We start from the raw sequence: 17,478 nt of genomic DNA, 5'->3' as shown, positions 1-17,478 counted from the left end.
CACGTCGGCGTAGCCCCCGATCATGAATGCACCCATCGAGGAATACGCCCTCGTCAGCGATCTGGAGACGGCCGCCATGGTCGGCCGGGACGGGTCGATCGACTGGCTCTGCTTGCCACGCTTCGACTCCCCGGCCTGCCTGGCGGCCCTGCTGGGCACCGAGGACAATGGACACTGGCGCCTGGCCCCCGTCTCCGGCGGCCTGTGCGCCCGCCGCTCCTATCGCGCCGACACGCTGGTCCTCGACTCCGTCTGGGAAACCCCCACGGGGACGGTGCGCGTGACCGACCTGATGCCTCCGCGGGCCGACGTGCCGTGCATCGTCCGGCTCGTCGAGGGCCTGTCGGGCACCGTGGACCTGCGCAGCGACCTGCGGCTCCGCTTCCACCAGGGCCGGGTCGTGCCCTGGGTCCGGGACGTCGGCCACTGCACCGTCGCGGTCGCCGGCCCGGACGCAGTCTGGCTCGGCGCCGACGGCCATGTGCGGGACCGGGGCGACCAGGACGCCACCGTCTGGGAATTCACCGTCACGGCCGGACGCCGGCTGGCCCTCACCCTGGGATGGACCCCCTCGCACCGCCCCGCCCCTCCGACGCCCATGTCCGTCCCGGCGGAGACCGCCCTGAAGGAGACCGCCGACTTCTGGCGTCGCTGGGCCGCCCGGTGCCGCTACCAGGGACCGTGGCGGGACGCCGTGGTGCGTTCCCTCATCACCCTCAAGGCCCTCACCTACGCCCCCACGGGCGGCATCGTCGCCGCCCCCACCACCTCGCTGCCCGGACGCATCGGCGGCGAGAGCAACTGGGACTACCGGTTCTGCTGGCTGCGCGACTCCAGCCGGACCCTGTCCTGCCTGCTGCGCAGCGGATACCGGGACGAGGCCACGGCCTGGCTCGACTGGCTGGTGCGGGCCATCGCGGGGGACCCCGCCGACCTGCAGACGGTCTACGGCGTCAAGGGGCAGCGGCTGCTGCCCGAGACCGAGGCGCCCTGGCTGCCCGGTTACGAGGGCTCCCAGCCCGTGCGGTTCGGGACCTCGGCGGTCAGCTGCTTCCAGCTGGACCTCTACGGCGAAGTCATGGACACGCTGTGGCTGTCGCTGCGCGCGGGGATCCCGATGCCGGCCCATGTGTGGGAGCTGGTCGAGTCGCTCATGGGTTTCCTGCTGCGGCACTGGCGCGAACCGGACCAGGGCCTGTGGCAGGTGGGCGGCCGGCGACGCCAGTTCGTGCACTCCAAGGTCATGACGTGGGTGGCCGCCGACCGCGCCGTGCGCATGGGCGAGCTGCTCGGGCGCAATGGCTCCTCCGGGCAGTGGCGGGCCATGCGCGAGGAGGTGCACCGGGAGGTCTGCCGGGAGGGTTGGGACGCCACCCAGCGGTCCTTCGTGCAGTCCTACGGGGCGCCCGGCCTGGACGCCTCGGCGCTGCTCATCCCCCGGGTCGGGTTCCTGCCCGCCGGCGACGAGCGGGTGTGCGCCACCGTGCGCGCACTGAGCCGGCTCGATCACGGCGGGTTCGTCCGGCGGTACACGCGGGGCGCCGGGCCGGATGAACCGGACGACGCCGAGGGCACTTTCGTCTCCTGCTCCCTCTGGTACGCCGACGCCCTCGCCGCCACAGGGCACCGGAGGCAGGCCCGGGAAGCTTTCGAACGGGTCCTCGCCACCCGTAATGACGTCGGTCTGCTGGCCGAGCAGTGGGACCCGGTCGCGGGTCGCCAACTGGGCAACGCGCCAAAGGCGTTCAGTCACATCGCGCTGGTGGAGACGGCGTTCGGACTGTCACCGGCGTCCCCGTGGAGCCGGCGGAATCCGCGGGCCCGGTGGTGAAGCCGGCGGGCCTCGCCCTCAACCGGCCGCCCGCTGCCCGTCGTTGCGCTGCCGCAGCACGGCCTCGCCCTGTTCCAGCGTCAAGGGCCGGGCGAACAGGAAGCCCTGCCCGTACCGGCATCCGATGCCCGCCAGCAGTTCCCGCTGCGGCTCCTCCTCGATGCCCTCGGCGATCACCTGGAGGCCCAGGGTGTCGGCGAGATGGACGATGCCCTCGACCAGGGCGACCTGCTTGGGGTCCTGAGGAATGCCGTCGATGAACGACTTGTCGATCTTCAGTACGTCGATGGGGAAGTCCCGGAGATAACGCAGCGAGGAGAACCCGGTGCCGAAGTCGTCGACCGCGATGCGCACCCCGCGGTCCTTCAGTGCCTGGATCTGCGCGTCGATCTGCTCGGTCCGCCGCATGAGCACGGACTCGGTGAGTTCCAGCTGCAGCGTGCCCGCGGCGAGGCCGGTGGTGTCCAGGGCCCTGCACACCTCGTTCAGGAAGGTGGTGTCCCGCCACTGCCGGGCGGACACGTTGACGCTGAGGTACGGCGGATCGAACCCGGGCGTGCGGTGCTGGAGCCGGGCGAGGTCGGCCGTGGCCCTGCGCAGCACCCAGGCGCCCAGTGCCGAGATGTGCCCGGTCTCCTCGGCGAGCGGGATGAACTGCCCCGGTGGGACCGGATCGGGTCCGAGTTCCGGCCAGCGGACGAGAGCCTCGAAGCCCACGACGTCGCCCCCCGCGATGTCCACCACCGGCTGATAGCGCATGCCGAACTGCTCCTTCCTTACAGCCTGGTCGAGCCGTGCCTGCAGGTCGTGCCGCTCCACCACACGAATCCGCTGCTGGGGCCGGAACCGGCGCCAGGTGCGCTTGCCGGACGTCTTGGCCGCGTAGAGGGCCAGGTCGGCCAGTGCCAGCAGGTCCCCGGCGTCCGTGCTGTCCTCCGTCGTGGCCACGCCCACGCTGGCCGAGACACTCACCGTCTCCACATCCAGATGGAACGGCCGGCTCAGCGTGCGGACCACATGGGCGGCCAGCACCTCGGCGTCGAGGGGCTGCTCCGCGTCCTCGACCAGCACGGCGAACTCGTCGCCGCCGAGCCGCGCCGCGGTGTCGGTGCGGCGCAGCGTTCCCGACAGGCGCTCGGCCACGGCGCACAGCAGCCGGTCGCCGACCGAATGCCCGAGCGTGTCGTTGACGATCTTGAAGTCGTCCAGGTCGATGAAGAGCAGGCAGGTGGTCGTCGACTCCCGGTGGCCCCGGCGCAGCGCGCGTTCGGTCCGCTCCAGCAGCAGGGCGCGGTTGGGCAGGCCGGTCAGGGAGTCGTGGAAGGCCCTCCGGGTGAGTTCGTGCTCCAGCTGCCGCTGCTCGGTGACGTCCCGCAGGGTGACGACCAGGCCGCCCACGGTCGGGTCCCGGCGCAGGTCGCGACAGCGCACCTCCACCTCGATGCGGTCCGTGTCCCGGAGCACCCGCCAGCTGTCGTGCGCTTCCTGCGGGCCGGTGTCGCTCGTGGCCGCCAGGATCCGGACGACCCGGTCCTGTTCCCGGGGGTCCACCAGGTCCGGCAGCCGGATGCCGGTGAGTTCGGTGCTGCCGAACACGCTCGGCGCGGACGGACTGGCGTAGCGGACGGTGGTGTCGTCGTCGACGATGAGGATGACGTCCGAGGCGTTGTGCACGAGCGTGCGGAAGTACGCCTCGTTCTCCTTGCGGATCACCTCCTGCCGCAGAGCGATGCGTTCCGTCGCGAGTCCCACATGCGAGGCGAGGAGCTCCAGCGAGCCGCGCATCTCGCTGAGCTCGCGTTCGGACCCGGCCGCCAGCAGCGCGCCCGGGAGCTCGCTGCCGGCCGGCCGCTCGGACTGGACCACGGGGCAGAGCAGGGCGGTCGGCAGCGCGCCGAGCCGGGCGGCGATCTCGGGCCCGAGCACGTCGACCGGAACCATGACGGTGCGGCCCCGGGCCACCTCGGCGGCCCCGTCTCGCGTGGCACCGGGGCCGTCGTCGCCTGCGGGGCAGCGCGCCAGGCGCGCGTAGAGGTCCCGGGCCTCCCCGGCCGACAGCAGCAGGGTCACGTGCCGGCCCTGCGGCCCGAACAGGGCGGTGACCGCGTCGTCGCACACCCGCTCGACCTCCGCCGGCCAGATGGTCCCGACCAGGGACGCGGCCGCGGTGCGCAGGGCCAGCTCTCGCGTCATGGCCCGGCGGTGCGCGACGACCATCAGGGCGAGCCGCAGGATCACCAGCAGGAACAGCGCCCCGGAGAACGCGGCCAGCACGGTGGCGTCGTAGGCCAGACCCAGGCTCTCCTCGTGGACGAGGATCGCGGGCGGGATCAGGGTCGCGGCGGCGAGCAGCAGCAGCCGCCACCGGGGTGGCAGCAGGGACGGCGACAGGGAGTCCGGGGCGGTCAGCCGTGCCATGGAGGGATGCAGCGCGGCGAGGCCGCACGCCGTGCAGAACACGATGCGGCCGGCGTCCAGCGGCGTTCCCGCCTGCCAGGTGCCGTTCAGCTGGAGGACGCCGCGGGCGGTGTCGAAGCCGAACAGGGCGCAGAAGCCCAGGACGAGCAACTGGACGGACGGCCGGGTGCCCGGCCGGGCGCCGCCGCGGGCGAGGAGCCGGGCGAGGAGGGCGAGCAGCAGGACGTCCCCGAGCGGGGAGGCGACGCTGACCAGGCGCTGCTGCCACGCGAGCCCCTCCTGCCGGGCCAGCGGCTGCAGCAGGTACACCCACACCGGCAGTGCGAGACCGGCCGTGATGACCAGGGCGTCGAGAAGATTGGGCAGGTCACGGCCCCTCCAGCGCACCAGACCCGACAGGCCCGCGGCGAAAAGCCCGTACGCGACGAGGTAGCCGGCGTCCGCCGGGGAGGGGAACGGGAGCGGCGCGGAGAAGTACGCCTGCTGTGCGGTGCAGTAGGTGGCGCCCGCGGTGAAGGCCAGCAGCCCGGCGGCGAGCAGCAGCCACGGCCGGCGGTGCGGGGGCCGGTGGACCCGCACCCCGACGACGACGGCGGTCGCCCCCGACAGACCGATGAGGGCCCACAGCGGCGTCCGCAGCACCGGGACGCTCATCCCGAGCACGGTGAGGATGCCGACCAGCACGAGGTGGGTGGCCATCAGCCTGCGGGCCGATGACGTCTTCGGACGCCGGATGCGGCTCACCGTACGGGTCGCGCGGAAAGCCGGGGGCCGCATGGCGGCTACTCCTTCTTCTCCGGCCCCGGCGCGGTGTCCTCGTAACCGTGCGGGTTGAGCCGCTGGAACCGCCAGGCGTCCAGGCACACGTCGGCGAGATCCCGGGTGGGATGCCAGCCCCAGGCGCGGCCCACGGCCGTCGCGTCGGCGACCAGCTCGGCGACGTCTCCGGGCCGGCGCGGCGCGATGTCGTACGGAATCGACCTGCCGCTGGCCCGGGAGAACGCCGTGATGACCTCGAGGACCGAACTCCCCGAACCCGCACCCAGGTTGTACACCTCCATGCCCGGCGGGCCGGCCAGGTGCTCCAGCGCGACGCGGTGCGCCTCGACGGCGTCCATGACGTGCAGGTAGTCCCGGATCCCGGTGCCGTCGCGGGTCGGGTAGTCGTCCCCGTAGACGGAGAGCTTGTCGCGCCGGCCGACGGCAACCTGGGCCACGTACGGCAGCAGGTTCTGGGGCGTGTGGCGCGGGTCCTCGCCGAGGAGTCCACTGGGATGGGCCCCGGCCGGGACGGGGTAGCGCAGGCAGAGCACGGAGTACTGGGGATGGCGACGGCACACGTCCGCGAGGATCTGTTCGCAGATCCACTTCGAGGACGCGTACGGCGTCCGGGGCCGGATCGGGGTGCTCTCGTCGAGCGGGCCGCCACCGGCGTCTCCGTAGAGCCAGCAGGAGGACGCGTAGAGCAGCCGGTGCACCCCGTGCTCGTGCATGGTTCGCAGCAGGGCGGTGGTGCCGCCCACGTTGATGTCGTAGTACGAAACGGGCATCCGTGTCGACAGGCCCCCCGCCTTGTGCGAGGCAAAGTGCACGACGGCGTCCACGGAGTGTCGGTCGAAGACGGCCGAGAGGGCGCGCCGATCACGGATGTCCAGCTCGTAGACGGCGCCGACGAAGCGGCCGGCGATCCGTTCCACCCGGGCGAAGACCTGCGGTGTGCTGTTGGAGTAGTCGTCGACCACGATCACTTCGTAGCCGTGGTCCAGCAGTTCCACGCAGGTGTGGCTGCCGATGAAACCGGCCCCGCCGGTGACGAGGACAGTCGAGGGCGCCCACGAGGAGCCGGCTCCTCGTGCGGTCGTCGCCTGTCTCCTGCGAGCCATATCAGCACTCTCGCGTCGGGTCGCACCGTATGTTTACGGTGTATATGTACGACTTTGCACCCGACGGTCGGGTCCGGTCAAGGCCGGACCAGCAACTGGAAGTCGAACGAATAGCGCGAAGCCCGGTAGAGGTGCGTCCCGTACTCGACCGGGCGCCCCGTGTCGTCGTACGCCGTGCGCTGCATGGTGAGCAGCGCCGCCCCCTCCCGCTCGTCCAGGCGGGTCGCCTCCTGTGCCGTGGCCGCGCGGGCGCCGATCGTCTGGCGGGCACTGTGCAGTGTGATGCCCGCCGAGCGCATCATCCGGTACAGGCCCGTCGCCTCCAGGCGCGCGCTGTCCAGATCCAGCAGGGACGCCGGGAGGTGGTTGCGCAGCAGGGCCACCGGACGGCCGTGGGTGCGGCGCACCCGGTCCAGGACGGTCACCTCGCCGCCCTCCGGCACACCCAGGGCGGCGGCCACGTCGCAGGAGGCCGGGACGACCTCATGGCGCACGACCTCGGTGGTCGGTGCCTGACCGGCCTCCTCCAGGTCGTCGTAGAGGCTGCTCAGTTCCAGGGGGCGCCTGACCTGGCTGTGCACCACCTGCGTGCCCACCCCGCGCCGCCGGACCAGCAGCCCCTTGTCGACGAGGGACTGGATGGCCTGGCGGACGGTGGGGCGGGACAGGCCGAGGCGCACGGACAGGTCGACCTCGTTGCCCAGGAGGTTCCCCGGGGCGAGGACCCCGTGCTCGATCGCCGCCTCCAGCTGCTGCGCGAGCTGGTGGTAGAGCGGCACGGGACTGCCCCGGTCCAGGGCGAAGTCCAGCGAGCCGAGCGCGGAGACGGCCGTGGTGCGGGCCCGGTCACCGGTCTTCGCCATGGCGGAACCCCCCTTCGGGTGTCACGAGTTGCTCGGGAACCCGAGGTTGATGCCGCCGTCGGACGGGTCCGGCCAGCGCGTGGTGATGACCTTGCCCTGGGTGTAGAAGGCGATGCCGTCGTTGCCGTAGACGTGCAGGTCGCCGAAGAGCGAGTCCTTCCAGCCGCCGAAGGAGTGGTAGCCGACGGGGACCGGGATCGGCACGTTGACGCCGACCATGCCCGCCTTCACCTCCAGCTGGAAGCGGCGGGCGGCGCCGCCGTCCCGGGTGAAGATCGCCGTGCCGTTGCCCCAGCGGGAGGAGTTGATCAGCTGGATGGCCTCCTCGTAGGTCTCCGCCCGTACGACCGCCAGCACCGGGCCGAAGATCTCGTCCCGGTAGGCGTCCGCCGTCAGCGGCACCCGGTCCAGCAGGGAGACGCCGAGGAAGAAGCCGTCCTCGTGGCCCTCGACCGAGAAGCCCGTGCCGTCGACGACGACCTCGGCGCCCTGCTCGGCGGCCGACGCCACGTACGACGCCACCTTGTCGCGGTGCTCGCGGGTGATCAACGGGCCCATCTCGGACGCCGGGTCGTCGCCCGGGCCGATCCGCAGGTTCTTCGCCCGCTCGGCGATCTTGCCGACGAGTTCGTCACCGATGTCGCCGACGGCGACGACCACCGACACGGCCATGCAGCGCTCGCCCGCCGAGCCGTACGCGGCGTTGATCGCCTGGTCGGCGGCGAGTTCCAGGTCGGCGTCGGGCAGCACCAGCATGTGGTTCTTGGCGCCGCCGAGCGCCTGCACCCGCTTGCCGTGCTCGACGGCCTTCAGCTGGATGTACTTGGCGATCGGCGTCGAGCCGACGAACGAGACCGCCTCGACGTCCGGGTGCTCAAGGATGCGGTCCACGGCCGTCTTGTCGCCCTGCACGATGTTCAGGACACCCTCCGGCAGACCCGCCTCGGTGGCCAGCTCGGCCAGGCGGAAGGAGGCCGACGGGTCCTTCTCCGACGGCTTCAGCACGAAGGTGTTGCCGCACGCGATGGCCAGCGGGAACATCCACATCGGCACCATCGCCGGGAAGTTGAACGGCGTGATGCCCGCGACCACGCCCAGCGGCTGACGGATCGAGGCGACGTCGACCCGGGTGGAGACCTGGGTGGACAGCTCGCCCTTGAGCTGGACGGAGATCCCGCAGGCGAGCTCCACGATCTCCATGCCGCGCGCGACCTCGCCGAGCGCGTCGGAGTGCACCTTGCCGTGTTCGGCCGTGATCAGCTCGGCGATCTCGTCGCGGTGCGCGTCGAGCAGCTCGCGGTACTTGAACAGGATCGCCGTGCGCTTGGCCAGGGAGGACTCACCCCAGCTCGCGAAGGCGGCCTTGGCGGAGGCGACCGCGGCGTCCACCTCGTCGACGGACGCGAACGCGACCTGCTTCTCCTGGGCGCCGGTCGCCGGGTTGTAGACGGGGCCGAACCGGCCGGAGGTGCCCTCGACGGGCTTGCCGTCGATCCAGTGGGTGATGGTCTTCATGGTGCGCAAGGGCCTTTCGTGGAGCCTGAGTTCAGCGGCAGCGGGAGGATCAGAGGTGGCGGCGGCGTCCGGCCACCTGGCGGTCGTAGCGCTCGCGTGCCTCGACGGCCGCCTCGCGGGAGGCGGTCTCGGCCACCGGCACGTCCCACCAGGCCTCGGCCGGGGGAGCGGTCGGGGCCGGGTCGGTCTCGACGTACACGCACGTCGGCCGGTCGGAGGCGCGGGCCGCGGCCAGGGCCTCGCGCAGCTCGCGCACGGTCTTGGCGCGCAGGACGTCCATGCCGAGGCTGGCGGCGTTGGCGGCGAGGTCGACGGGGAGCGGGGCGCCGGTGAAGGCGCCGTCGGCGGCCCGGAAGCGGTAGGCGGTGCCGAAGCGCTCGCCGCCGGTCTCCTCGGACAGGCCGCCGATGGAGGCGTAGCCGTGGTTCTGGAGGAGGACGATGTTGACCGGCAGACGCTCCTGGACGGCGGTGACGATCTCCGTCGGCATCATCAGGTAGGTGCCGTCGCCGACCAGCGCCCACACCGGGGTGCCGGGGGCGGCCTGCTGGACGCCGATGCCGGCCGGGATCTCGTACCCCATGCAGGAGTAGCCGTACTCCAGGTGGTACTGGCGCGGGCTGCGCGAGCGCCACAGCTTGTGCAGGTCGCCGGGGAGCGAGCCGGCCGCGTTGATGACCACGTCCTCGTCGCCGACGGCGGCGTCCAGCGCGCCGAGGACCTGTGTCTGGGTCGGGACCGCGTTCTCGTCGGCGGCCCGGTAGGCGGTCTCGACGACCTCGTCCCAGCGCTCCTTGCCGGTGCGGTACTCGGCCTCGTACGCCTCGCTCACCCGGTGGCCGGAGAGCGCCTCCAGCAGCTTCTCGAGACCGGACCGCGCGTCGCACACCAGGGTCCGCGCGGCCAGCTTGTGCGCGTCGAAGGCGGTGATGTTGAGGTTGAGGAACCGTACGTCCGGGTTCTGGAAGAGCGTGCCGGAGGCGGTGGTGAAGTCCGTGTAGCGCGTACCGACGCCGATCACCAGGTCGGCGGTGCGGGCGAGTGCGTCGCTGACCGCCGTGCCGGTGTGGCCGATGCCGCCGAGGTCGGCGGGGTGGTCGTGGCGCAGCGACCCCTTGCCCGCCTGGGTGGAGGCGACCGGGACGCCGGTGGCCTCCGCGAACGCCTTGAGCGCCTCCTCGGCCTCGCTGTGGTGGACGCCGCCGCCCGCCACGATCAGCGGCCGCTCGGCCGACCGGATCGCCTCGACCGCGGCGCTCAGCTCGGCCTGGTCGGGCGCGGGACGCCGCACGTACCAGACGCGTTCGGCGAAGAACTCCTCCGGCCAGTCGTACGCCTCGGCCTGCACGTCCTGGGGCAGGGCGAGGGTGACGGCGCCGGTCTCGGCCGGGTCGGCCAGCACTCGCATCGCCTGGAGCGCCGAGGGGATCAGCGCCTCCGGGCGGGTGACGCGGTCGAAGTACCTCGACACCGGGCGCAGCGTGTCGTTGACCGACACGTCGGCCTCGACGGGGTGTTCCAGCTGCTGGAGCAGCGGGTCGGGGGCGTGCGAGGCGAAGTAGTCACCGGGCAGGAGCAGCACCGGCAGCCGGTTGATCGTCGCCAGGGCGGCGCCGGTGACCAGGTTGGTGGCACCCGGGCCGATCGAGGTCGTCACCGCCTGTGCGGACAGGCGGTTGAGCTGCCGGGCGTAGCCGACGGCCGCGTGCACCATGGACTGCTCGTTGCGGCCCTGGTGGAACGGCATCACATCGGCGTACTCGACCAGCGCCTGGCCGACGCCGGCGACGTTGCCGTGGCCGAAGATGCCCCAGGTCCCGGCGATCAGCCGGCGGCGCACGCCGTCCCGCTCGGTGTACTGGGCGCACAGGAACCGCACCAGGGCCTGGGCGGTCGTCAGTCGGCGGGTGCGGGCGCTCATCGCGAAGTCTCCGGGGCGGTGTAGAGGGGGAGCCGGGGGTCGACCGGCTGGTCCGGCCAGGTGTCGCGGACCCAGGCGTGGTCGGGGTGGTCGCAGATCAGCCAGGCGCGCTCGGCCTCCGGGCCCGCCATGACGTTGAGGTAGTACATGTGGTGGCCGGGCGTGGCCATCGACGGCCCGTGCCAGCCGTCCGGGATCAGGACGACGTCGCCGTCGCGGACCTCGGCCAGGACGTCGGTGTCCCGGCCCGGGCCGGAGGGCGAGACGCGCTGGTAGCCGAGTCCGGGGACACCGTCGTGGCCGGCGAACTCGAAGTAGTAGATCTCCTCCAGCACGGACTCCTCGCCGGGCCGGTGCTCGTCGTGCTTGTGCGGCGGGAACGACGACCAGTTGCCGCCCGGGGTGATCACCTCGACCGCGATGAGCTTGTCGCACTCGAAGACCCCGGCCGCGCCGAAGTTGTTGACCTGCCGGGAGCAGTTCCCGGTGCCCCGCAGCTCCACGGGCACCTCGGAGGCCGGGCCGTAGCGGGCGGGCAGCCGGCGGGTGCAGCGCGCGCCGGTCAGCGCGAACCGGCCGCCGCCGGCGGACGTCACGCTCGCGCGTGCGTCGCGCGGGACGTACGCGAAGTCGCTGACGCCGCTGAACACGTCGGCCCGGCCCTGGAGCTCGAAGGTGTCCTGGCCGAAGTCGTCCGCCGCGGCGACCGTGCAGGCGCCGCTCAGCGGGACGACGATCCACTCGCTGTCGCCGGTGTCGAAGGAGTGCGCGCCACCCGGCGGCAGCTCCAGGATCCGCAGGCTGGAATGTCCCCAGCCGGCCTTCTCGGGAGTGATGTCGACGGTGTAGGGGCCGCCGAGGGCCTTACCCGCGGGAAGGTGATACGTCATCGTGTGCCTTTCGGATCACAGCGGAGCGACTCACAACTGACCGGTTCACAGCAGACCGACGGCCGTGTCCACCGCTTCTTCCACGCTGCCCCCGGCCGGGTAGAGCAGCGACCTCCCGACGACCATGCCCTGGACGGTGGGCAGCCGCAGGGCCTTGCGCCAGCGTTCGTAGGCGCCCTCCTGGTCGTCGCCGACCTCGCCGCCGAGCAGGACCACGGGCAGGGTGGAGGTCTCCAGGACCTCGGCCATGTCGTCCGGGTCGTCCGTGACGGGCAGCTTCAGCCAGGTGTAGGCGGAGGTGCCGCCCAGGCCGGAGGCGATCGCGATCGACCGGGTGACGGCCTCCGCCGACAGGTCGTTGCGGACCTTGCCGTCGACGCGCCGGGAGAGGAACGGCTCGACGAACAGGGGCAGCCGGTGGGCGGCCATGGCGTCGATCGCCCGCGCGGTGGACTCCAGGGTGGTCAGCGAGCCCGGGTCGTCGTAGTCGATGCGCAGCAGGAGCTTGCCCGCGTCGAAGCGGAGCCGGGCGATGTCCTCGGCGCGGTGGCCGGTGAAGCGGTCGTCCATCTCGAAGGCGGCGCCGGCGAGGCCCCCGCGGTTCATCGAGCCCATGACGACCTTGTTCTCCAGCACCCCGAGCAGGAGCAGGTCCTCCAGGATGTCGGCGGTGGCGAGCACCCCGTCGACGCCGGGCCTCGACAGCGCGGTGCACAGCCGCTCCAGCAGGTCCGCGCGGTTGGCCATGGCCAGGCGCCGGTCGCCGACCCCGAGGGCGCCGCGCGCCGGGTGGTCGGCGGCCACGATCATCAGCCGGCCGCTGTCGCCGATCAACGGCCGGCGCGTCCGGCGGGCCGCCGCTTCCGCGACGGCCTCGGGAGTGCGGGCTCGGACCGTGGCGAGGTCGGGGATGCCGATGTTCAAGGAAGGCTCCGTTTCAGTGGCTCGTGCTCGGCGACGGCACCCCGCCGAGGAGGTCCTCGACCTCGGACTCGGTGGGCATCGCGGAGGAGCAGGCGAGGCGTGAGGCGACGAGGGCGCCGGCGGCGTTGGCGTGGCGCATGGTCCGCTCCAGGTCCCAGCCGGCGAGCAGACCGTGGCAGAGCGAGCCGCCGAAGGCATCGCCCGCGCCAAGGCCGTTGACCACCTCGACCGGCACCGGCGGCACCTCGGCCCGGGTGCCGTCGCGGTGCACGGCGAGGACGCCCTTGGGGCCCTGCTTGACGACGGCCAGCTCCACACCGGCTTCCAGCAGCGCGTCCGCGCAGGCCTGCGGCTCGCGCACGCCGGTGGCGATCTCGCACTCGTCGAGGTTGCCGACCGCGACCGTGGCGTGGCGCAGGGCCTCGCGGTAGTACGGGCGGGCCTCCTCGGGGTCGCGCCAGAACATCGGGCGCCAGTCGAGGTCGAAGACGGTGGTGCCCGCCTTGTCGCGGGCCTTGAGGGCGGCGAGCGTGGCGGAGCGGCTGGGCTCCTCGCTCAGGCCGGTGCCGGTGATCCAGAAGATCCGGGCCCCGCGGATCGCGAAGAAGTCCAGCTCGTCGGTGTGGATCTCCAGGTCGGGGGCCTTGGGGCGGCGGTAGAAGTACAGCGGGAAATCGTCCGGCGGGAAGATCTCGCAGAACGTGATCGGTGTCGGGTACGCGGCGACCGGGGTGACCCAGCGGTCGTCGACGCCGAAGCCCTTCAGCTCCTCGTGCAGATACGTGCCGAAAGGGTCGTCGCCGGTGCGCGTGATCACCGCCGTGCGGCGTCCGAGACGGGCCGCGGCGACCGCCACATTGGCCGCCGAACCTCCAAGGAACTTCCCGAACGTCTCCACGTGGGCCAGGGGGACGCCGGTCTGCAGCGGATAGAGGTCGACCCCGATGCGGCCCATCGTGATCACATCGAAATACTGGGCTGGTTCGGCCATGCGCGACCTCCTCGGGAAGCTGGGGATGCGGGTCCCGGGGCGCCCTGACACGGTGGGGGCGTGGATCCACGGGACCTGCCGCCTCCCAGGTGTAGGTCGCGGAGGGCGGCGCTGTCAATAGTTTGTACTTACATTCGGACCTGCTTGTGAAATGATGTCTTAACAAAGTATTGACAGCGGGCGCGGCAGGGACTTGTATCCCGTGCCATCGCAACAGTCGGTTTGCGGCATCATGATCCGGACTCCGTAAGGCTCCGGGACCACGGATCCCTTCGTGATCCCTTCCTTTCCCCCGCAGTAGCACAGTGAGGTGCCAGGAAAGATGGACCGCTCTTCTCACCCCCGCTCTCGCAGGTTCGCGCCCGTCGTCGCCGTGGCCGCGGCGGCGGCCCTGACCCTCGCCGGCTGCTCCAGCAGTTCCGGGGGCAAGAAGTCCGAGGAAGGCGGCGCGAACGCCTCCGCCGGCAAGGCCAACACGCCGCGCATGACCGTCGCCCTGGTCACGCACCAGGCGCCCGGCGACACCTTCTGGGACACCGTCCGCAAGGGCGCCGAGGCCGCCGCCGCCAAGGACAACATCAAGCTCGTCTACTCCGCCGACCCGAACGCCGGCAACCAGGCCAACCTGGTCCAGAACGCGATCGACCAGAAGGTCGACGGCATCGCCGTCACCCTCGCCAAGCCCGACGCCCTCAAGGGCGTCATAGGCAAGGCCGAGAAGTCCGGCATACCCGTGGTCGGACTCAACTCCGGCCTGAGCGACTGGAAGAAGCTCAACCTGCTGGAGTTCTTCGGCCAGGACGAGTCCGTCGCGGGCGAGGCCTTCGGCAAGAAGCTCAACGAGGTCGGCGCCAAGCACGTCCTCTGCGTCATGCAGGAGCAGGGCAACGTCGGCCTCACCCAGCGCTGCGACGGCGTCGCCAAGACCTTCGACGGCAAGGTCGACCCGCAGAACGTCAACGGCACCGACATGCCGTCCGTGAAGTCGACGATCACCGCCAAGCTGAAGCAGGACCCGTCCATCGACTACGTCGTCACGCTCGGCGCGCCCTTCGCGCTGACCGCCGTGCAGTCGGCCGGCGACGCGGGCAGCAAGGCGAAGATCGCCACCTTCGACCTCAACAAGGACCTGATCAAGTCCATCAAGGCCGGCGACATCCAGTTCGCCGTCGACCAGCAGCCCTACCTCCAGGGTTACCTGGCCGTGGACGGCCTGTGGCTGTACAAGAACAACGGCAACTACAGCGGCGGCGGCGAGCAGCCCGTGCTGACCGGCCCGGCCTTCGTCGACAAGTCCAACGTCGACAAGATCGGGGAGTTCGCCGCGAAGGGCACCCGGTGATGAGCATGACCCAGCAGGCCACGCCGGCGGTGGGAACACCGCCGGCTCCCGGCCCGAAGCAGTCCGACGGCAGGACGCGGCAGCGTCCGCTGGCGCTGCGGCTGCTGGCCCGGCCCGAGGTCGGTGTCTTCCTCGGTGCCGTCGCCGTGCTCGTGTTCTTCCTGTTCGCCGCGCCGCCGGTGCGCGACGGCAGCTCCATGGCCAACATCCTGTACCAGTCGTCGACCATCGGGATCATGGCGCTGCCCGTGGCCCTGCTGATGATCGGCGGCGAGTTCGACCTGTCCGCCGGTGTCGCCGTGGTCACCTCGGCGCTCACCGCGTCGATGCTCAGCTACCAGCTGACCATGAACGTCTGGGTCGGCGTGATCGTCGCCCTGCTCGTCTCGCTCGCGATCGGCGCCTTCAACGGCTGGCTGCTGGTCAAGACCGGCCTGCCGAGCTTCCTGGTCACCCTGGGCACCTTCCTGATCCTCCAGGGCGTGAACCTCGCGATCACCAAGCTGGTCACCGGCAACGTCGCCACCGACGACATCAGCGACATGGACGGCTTCGGCCAGGCGCAGAAGCTCTTCGCCTCGACCTTCACCGTCGGCGGGGTCAACGTCAAGATCACCGTCGTGTGGTGGCTGGTCTTCGCGGCCCTGGCGACCTGGGTGCTGCTGCGCACCAAGTACGGCAACTGGATCTTCGCCGTCGGCGGCAACAAGGACTCCGCACGGGCCGTCGGTGTGCCCGTGACCTTCACCAAGATCTCGCTGTTCATGCTGGTCGGCTTCGGCGCCTGGTTCATCGGCATGCACCAGCTGTTCTCCTTCAACACCGTGCAGTCCGGCGAGGGCGTGGGCCAGGAGCTCATCTACATCGCCGCGGCCGTCATCGGCGGCTGTCTGCTCACCGGGGGCTACGGCTCCGCGATCGGCCCGGTCTTCGGCGCCTTCATGTTCGGCATGGTGCAGCAGGGCATCGTCTACGCCGGCTGGAACCCCGACTGGTTCAAGGCCTTCCTCGGCGTGATGCTCCTCGGCGCCGTCCTCATCAATCTGTGGGTCCAGCGCACGGCGACCCGGAGGTGACCGCGATGACCAGCAAAGAAACGGGCACCCACGGTGCCGTCCTGAAGGACACCCCGCCCGCCGACGAGCGTCCCCTCGTCGAACTGCGCGGCGCCGGCAAGTCCTACGGCAACATCCGCGCCCTGCACGGCGTCGACCTCACCGTCCACCCCGGCAAGGTGACCTGCGTCCTCGGCGACAACGGCGCCGGCAAGTCCACCCTCATCAAGATCATCTCGGGTCTGCACCAGCACACCGAGGGCGAGTTCCTCGTCGACGGCGAACCGGTGCGCTTCTCCACCCCGCGCGAGGCCCTCGACAAGGGCATCGCCACGGTCTACCAGGACCTCGCGGTCGTCCCGCTGATGCCGGTGTGGCGCAACTTCTTCCTCGGCTCCGAGATGACCAAGGGCCCCTGGCCCGTGCGCCGTCTCGACATCGAGGGGATGAAGAAGACCGCGGACGAGGAACTGCGCAACATGGGCATCGTCCTGGACGACATGGAACAGCCCATCGGCACGCTCTCCGGCGGCCAGCGCCAGTGCGTCGCCATCGCCCGCGCCGTCTACTTCGGCGCCCGCGTCCTCATCCTGGACGAGCCGACCGCCGCCCTCGGCGTCAAGCAGTCCGGTGTGGTGCTGAAGTACATCGCCGCCGCCCGCGAGAAGGGCCTCGGCGTCATCTTCATCACCCACAACCCGCACCACGCCTACATGGTCGGCGACCACTTCAGCGTGCTGCGCCTCGGCACCATGGAGCTGTCCGCCTCCCGCAGCGACGTCAGCCTCGAAGAGCTGACCAACCACATGGCCGGCGGCGCCGAACTGGCCTCCCTCAAGCACGAGTTGGCGCAGGTCCGCGGCGTCGACGTCGAGGAGCTCCCCGAGGAGGGGGACCTCACCGCTCCCGTAGCCACGTCTTCGGAAGGAAAGTCCTGACATGGCCTTCGCGCTCGACCGCATCCGGGTCGGCTCCGCCCCCGACTCCTGGGGCGTCTGGTTCCCCGACGACCCCCAGCAGGTGCCCTGGGAACGCTTCCTCGACGAGGTCGCCGAGGCCGGCTACTCGTGGATAGAACTCGGCCCCTACGGCTACCTGCCGACCGACCCGGCCCGGCTCACCGACGAGGTGACCAAGCGGAACCTCAAGGTCTCCGCGGGCACCATCTTCTGCGGACTGCACCGCGGTCCCTCCGAGTGGGACTCCACCTGGGAGCAGGTCAGCCGGGTCGCCGCCCTCACCCAGGCCATGGACGCGAAGCACCTGGTCGTCATCCCGTCCTTCTGGCGGGACGACAAGACCGCCGAGATCCTGGAGCCCCCGGAGCTCACCACCGAGCAGTGGCGCAACCTCACCACGGGCATGGAGCGCCTCGGCCGTGAGGTGAAGGACCGCTACGGCCTGGACATCGTCGTCCACCCGCACGCCGACACCCACATCGACACCGAGACGCACGTCGAGCGGTTCCTCGACTCGACCGACTCCGACGCCGTCAACCTCTGCCTGGACACCGGGCACTACGCCTACTGCGGCGGCGACAGCGTCAAGCTGATCGAGACCTACGGCGAGCGCATCGGCTATCTGCACCTCAAGCAGGTCGACCCGGAGATCCTCGCCGACGTCGTCAAGAACGAGATCCCGTTCGGCCCGGCCGTCGCGCGCGGTGTGATGTGCGAACCGCCCGCCGGCGTCCCGGAGCTGGGTCCCGTCCTCACGGCCGCCCAGAAGCTGGGCGTGGACCTGTTCGCCATCGTCGAGCAGGACATGTACCCCTGCGAGCCGGACAAGCCGCTGCCGATCGCGGTGCGCACCCGCAAGTTCCTGAGGTCCTGCGGCGCCTGACGA

The 17,478-nt window shown here is 71.3% G+C and carries 13 protein-coding genes; 5 read left to right on the top strand and 8 right to left on the bottom strand.

The features are described from left to right. Positions 1-22 precede the first annotated feature (22 nt). Positions 23-1,831 carry a glycoside hydrolase family 15 protein gene (locus tag ACFY9E_RS01970; protein WP_390978404.1) on the top strand — a complete coding sequence of 603 codons (1,809 nt, stop codon included), beginning with the start codon at positions 23-25 and terminating at the stop codon, positions 1,829-1,831. 18 nt (positions 1,832-1,849) lie between these two features. On the opposite strand, the gene ACFY9E_RS01965 is transcribed toward ACFY9E_RS01970, so the two are convergent. The 8 genes from ACFY9E_RS01965 to iolC all read right to left on the bottom strand — a co-directional run bounded on the left by ACFY9E_RS01965 (position 1,850) and on the right by iolC (position 13,236). Next, the gene (locus ACFY9E_RS01965) at positions 1,850-5,026 is read right to left on the bottom strand and encodes an EAL domain-containing protein (protein ID WP_390978402.1); all 3,177 of its coding nucleotides are present in this window, start codon (positions 5,024-5,026) and stop codon (positions 1,850-1,852) included. Positions 5,027-5,031: 5 nt separating this feature from the next. Next, positions 5,032-6,132: a UDP-glucose 4-epimerase GalE gene (gene galE, locus ACFY9E_RS01960; RefSeq protein WP_390978400.1), complete on the bottom strand. Its 1,101-nt coding sequence runs from the start codon at positions 6,130-6,132 to the stop codon at positions 5,032-5,034. Between the two features lie 77 nt (positions 6,133-6,209). Continuing rightward, positions 6,210-6,995, bottom strand: a complete 786-nt coding sequence (locus ACFY9E_RS01955; RefSeq protein ID WP_390978398.1) for a UTRA domain-containing protein — start codon at positions 6,993-6,995, stop codon at positions 6,210-6,212. A gap of 21 nt (positions 6,996-7,016) precedes the next feature. Further along, positions 7,017-8,510: a CoA-acylating methylmalonate-semialdehyde dehydrogenase gene (locus ACFY9E_RS01950; RefSeq protein WP_390980246.1), complete on the bottom strand. Its 1,494-nt coding sequence runs from the start codon at positions 8,508-8,510 to the stop codon at positions 7,017-7,019. Between the two features lie 49 nt (positions 8,511-8,559). Then, the gene (iolD, locus tag ACFY9E_RS01945; RefSeq protein ID WP_390978396.1) at positions 8,560-10,431 is read right to left on the bottom strand and encodes a 3D-(3,5/4)-trihydroxycyclohexane-1,2-dione acylhydrolase (decyclizing); all 1,872 of its coding nucleotides are present in this window, start codon (positions 10,429-10,431) and stop codon (positions 8,560-8,562) included. Then, positions 10,428-11,321 carry a 5-deoxy-glucuronate isomerase gene (iolB, locus tag ACFY9E_RS01940; RefSeq protein ID WP_390978394.1) on the bottom strand — a complete coding sequence of 298 codons (894 nt, stop codon included), beginning with the start codon at positions 11,319-11,321 and terminating at the stop codon, positions 10,428-10,430. Before iolB ends, iolD begins: the two co-directional genes overlap by 4 nt. A gap of 45 nt (positions 11,322-11,366) precedes the next feature. Beyond that, complete coding sequence (locus ACFY9E_RS01935; protein WP_390978392.1) at positions 11,367-12,245, bottom strand: deoxyribose-phosphate aldolase; 879 nt, start codon at positions 12,243-12,245, stop codon at positions 11,367-11,369. Positions 12,246-12,258: 13 nt separating this feature from the next. Further along, positions 12,259-13,236, bottom strand: a complete 978-nt coding sequence (gene iolC / locus ACFY9E_RS01930) for a 5-dehydro-2-deoxygluconokinase (RefSeq protein WP_390978390.1) — start codon at positions 13,234-13,236, stop codon at positions 12,259-12,261. 322 nt (positions 13,237-13,558) lie between these two features. Here iolC and ACFY9E_RS01925 point away from each other — a divergent pair, with 322 nt between their 5' ends. From ACFY9E_RS01925 to ACFY9E_RS01910, 4 genes are read left to right on the top strand one after another with little or no spacing between them, the layout of a single operon-like run. Then, positions 13,559-14,578 (top strand): substrate-binding domain-containing protein, encoded by a 1,020-nt coding sequence (locus ACFY9E_RS01925; RefSeq protein ID WP_390978388.1) that lies wholly within the window; start codon positions 13,559-13,561, stop codon positions 14,576-14,578. Then, complete coding sequence (locus tag ACFY9E_RS01920) at positions 14,578-15,654, top strand: ABC transporter permease (RefSeq protein ID WP_390978386.1); 1,077 nt, start codon at positions 14,578-14,580, stop codon at positions 15,652-15,654. The genes ACFY9E_RS01925 and ACFY9E_RS01920 overlap by 1 nt, the downstream gene beginning before the upstream one ends. A 5-nt stretch (positions 15,655-15,659) precedes the next feature. Next, positions 15,660-16,571 (top strand): ATP-binding cassette domain-containing protein, encoded by a 912-nt coding sequence (locus ACFY9E_RS01915; RefSeq protein WP_390978384.1) that lies wholly within the window; start codon positions 15,660-15,662, stop codon positions 16,569-16,571. Position 16,572: 1 nt separating this feature from the next. Further along, complete coding sequence (locus ACFY9E_RS01910) at positions 16,573-17,475, top strand: TIM barrel protein (protein WP_390978382.1); 903 nt, start codon at positions 16,573-16,575, stop codon at positions 17,473-17,475. The last annotated feature ends 3 nt before the right edge of the window (positions 17,476-17,478 follow it).

The sequence above is a fragment of the Streptomyces sp. NPDC012466 genome (genome assembly GCF_042955215.1).
GTDB lineage: Bacteria > Actinomycetota > Actinomycetes > Streptomycetales > Streptomycetaceae > Streptomyces.
Note: the sequence above shows the minus strand (reverse complement) of the source record. Positions and strands in the feature narration are given on the sequence as shown.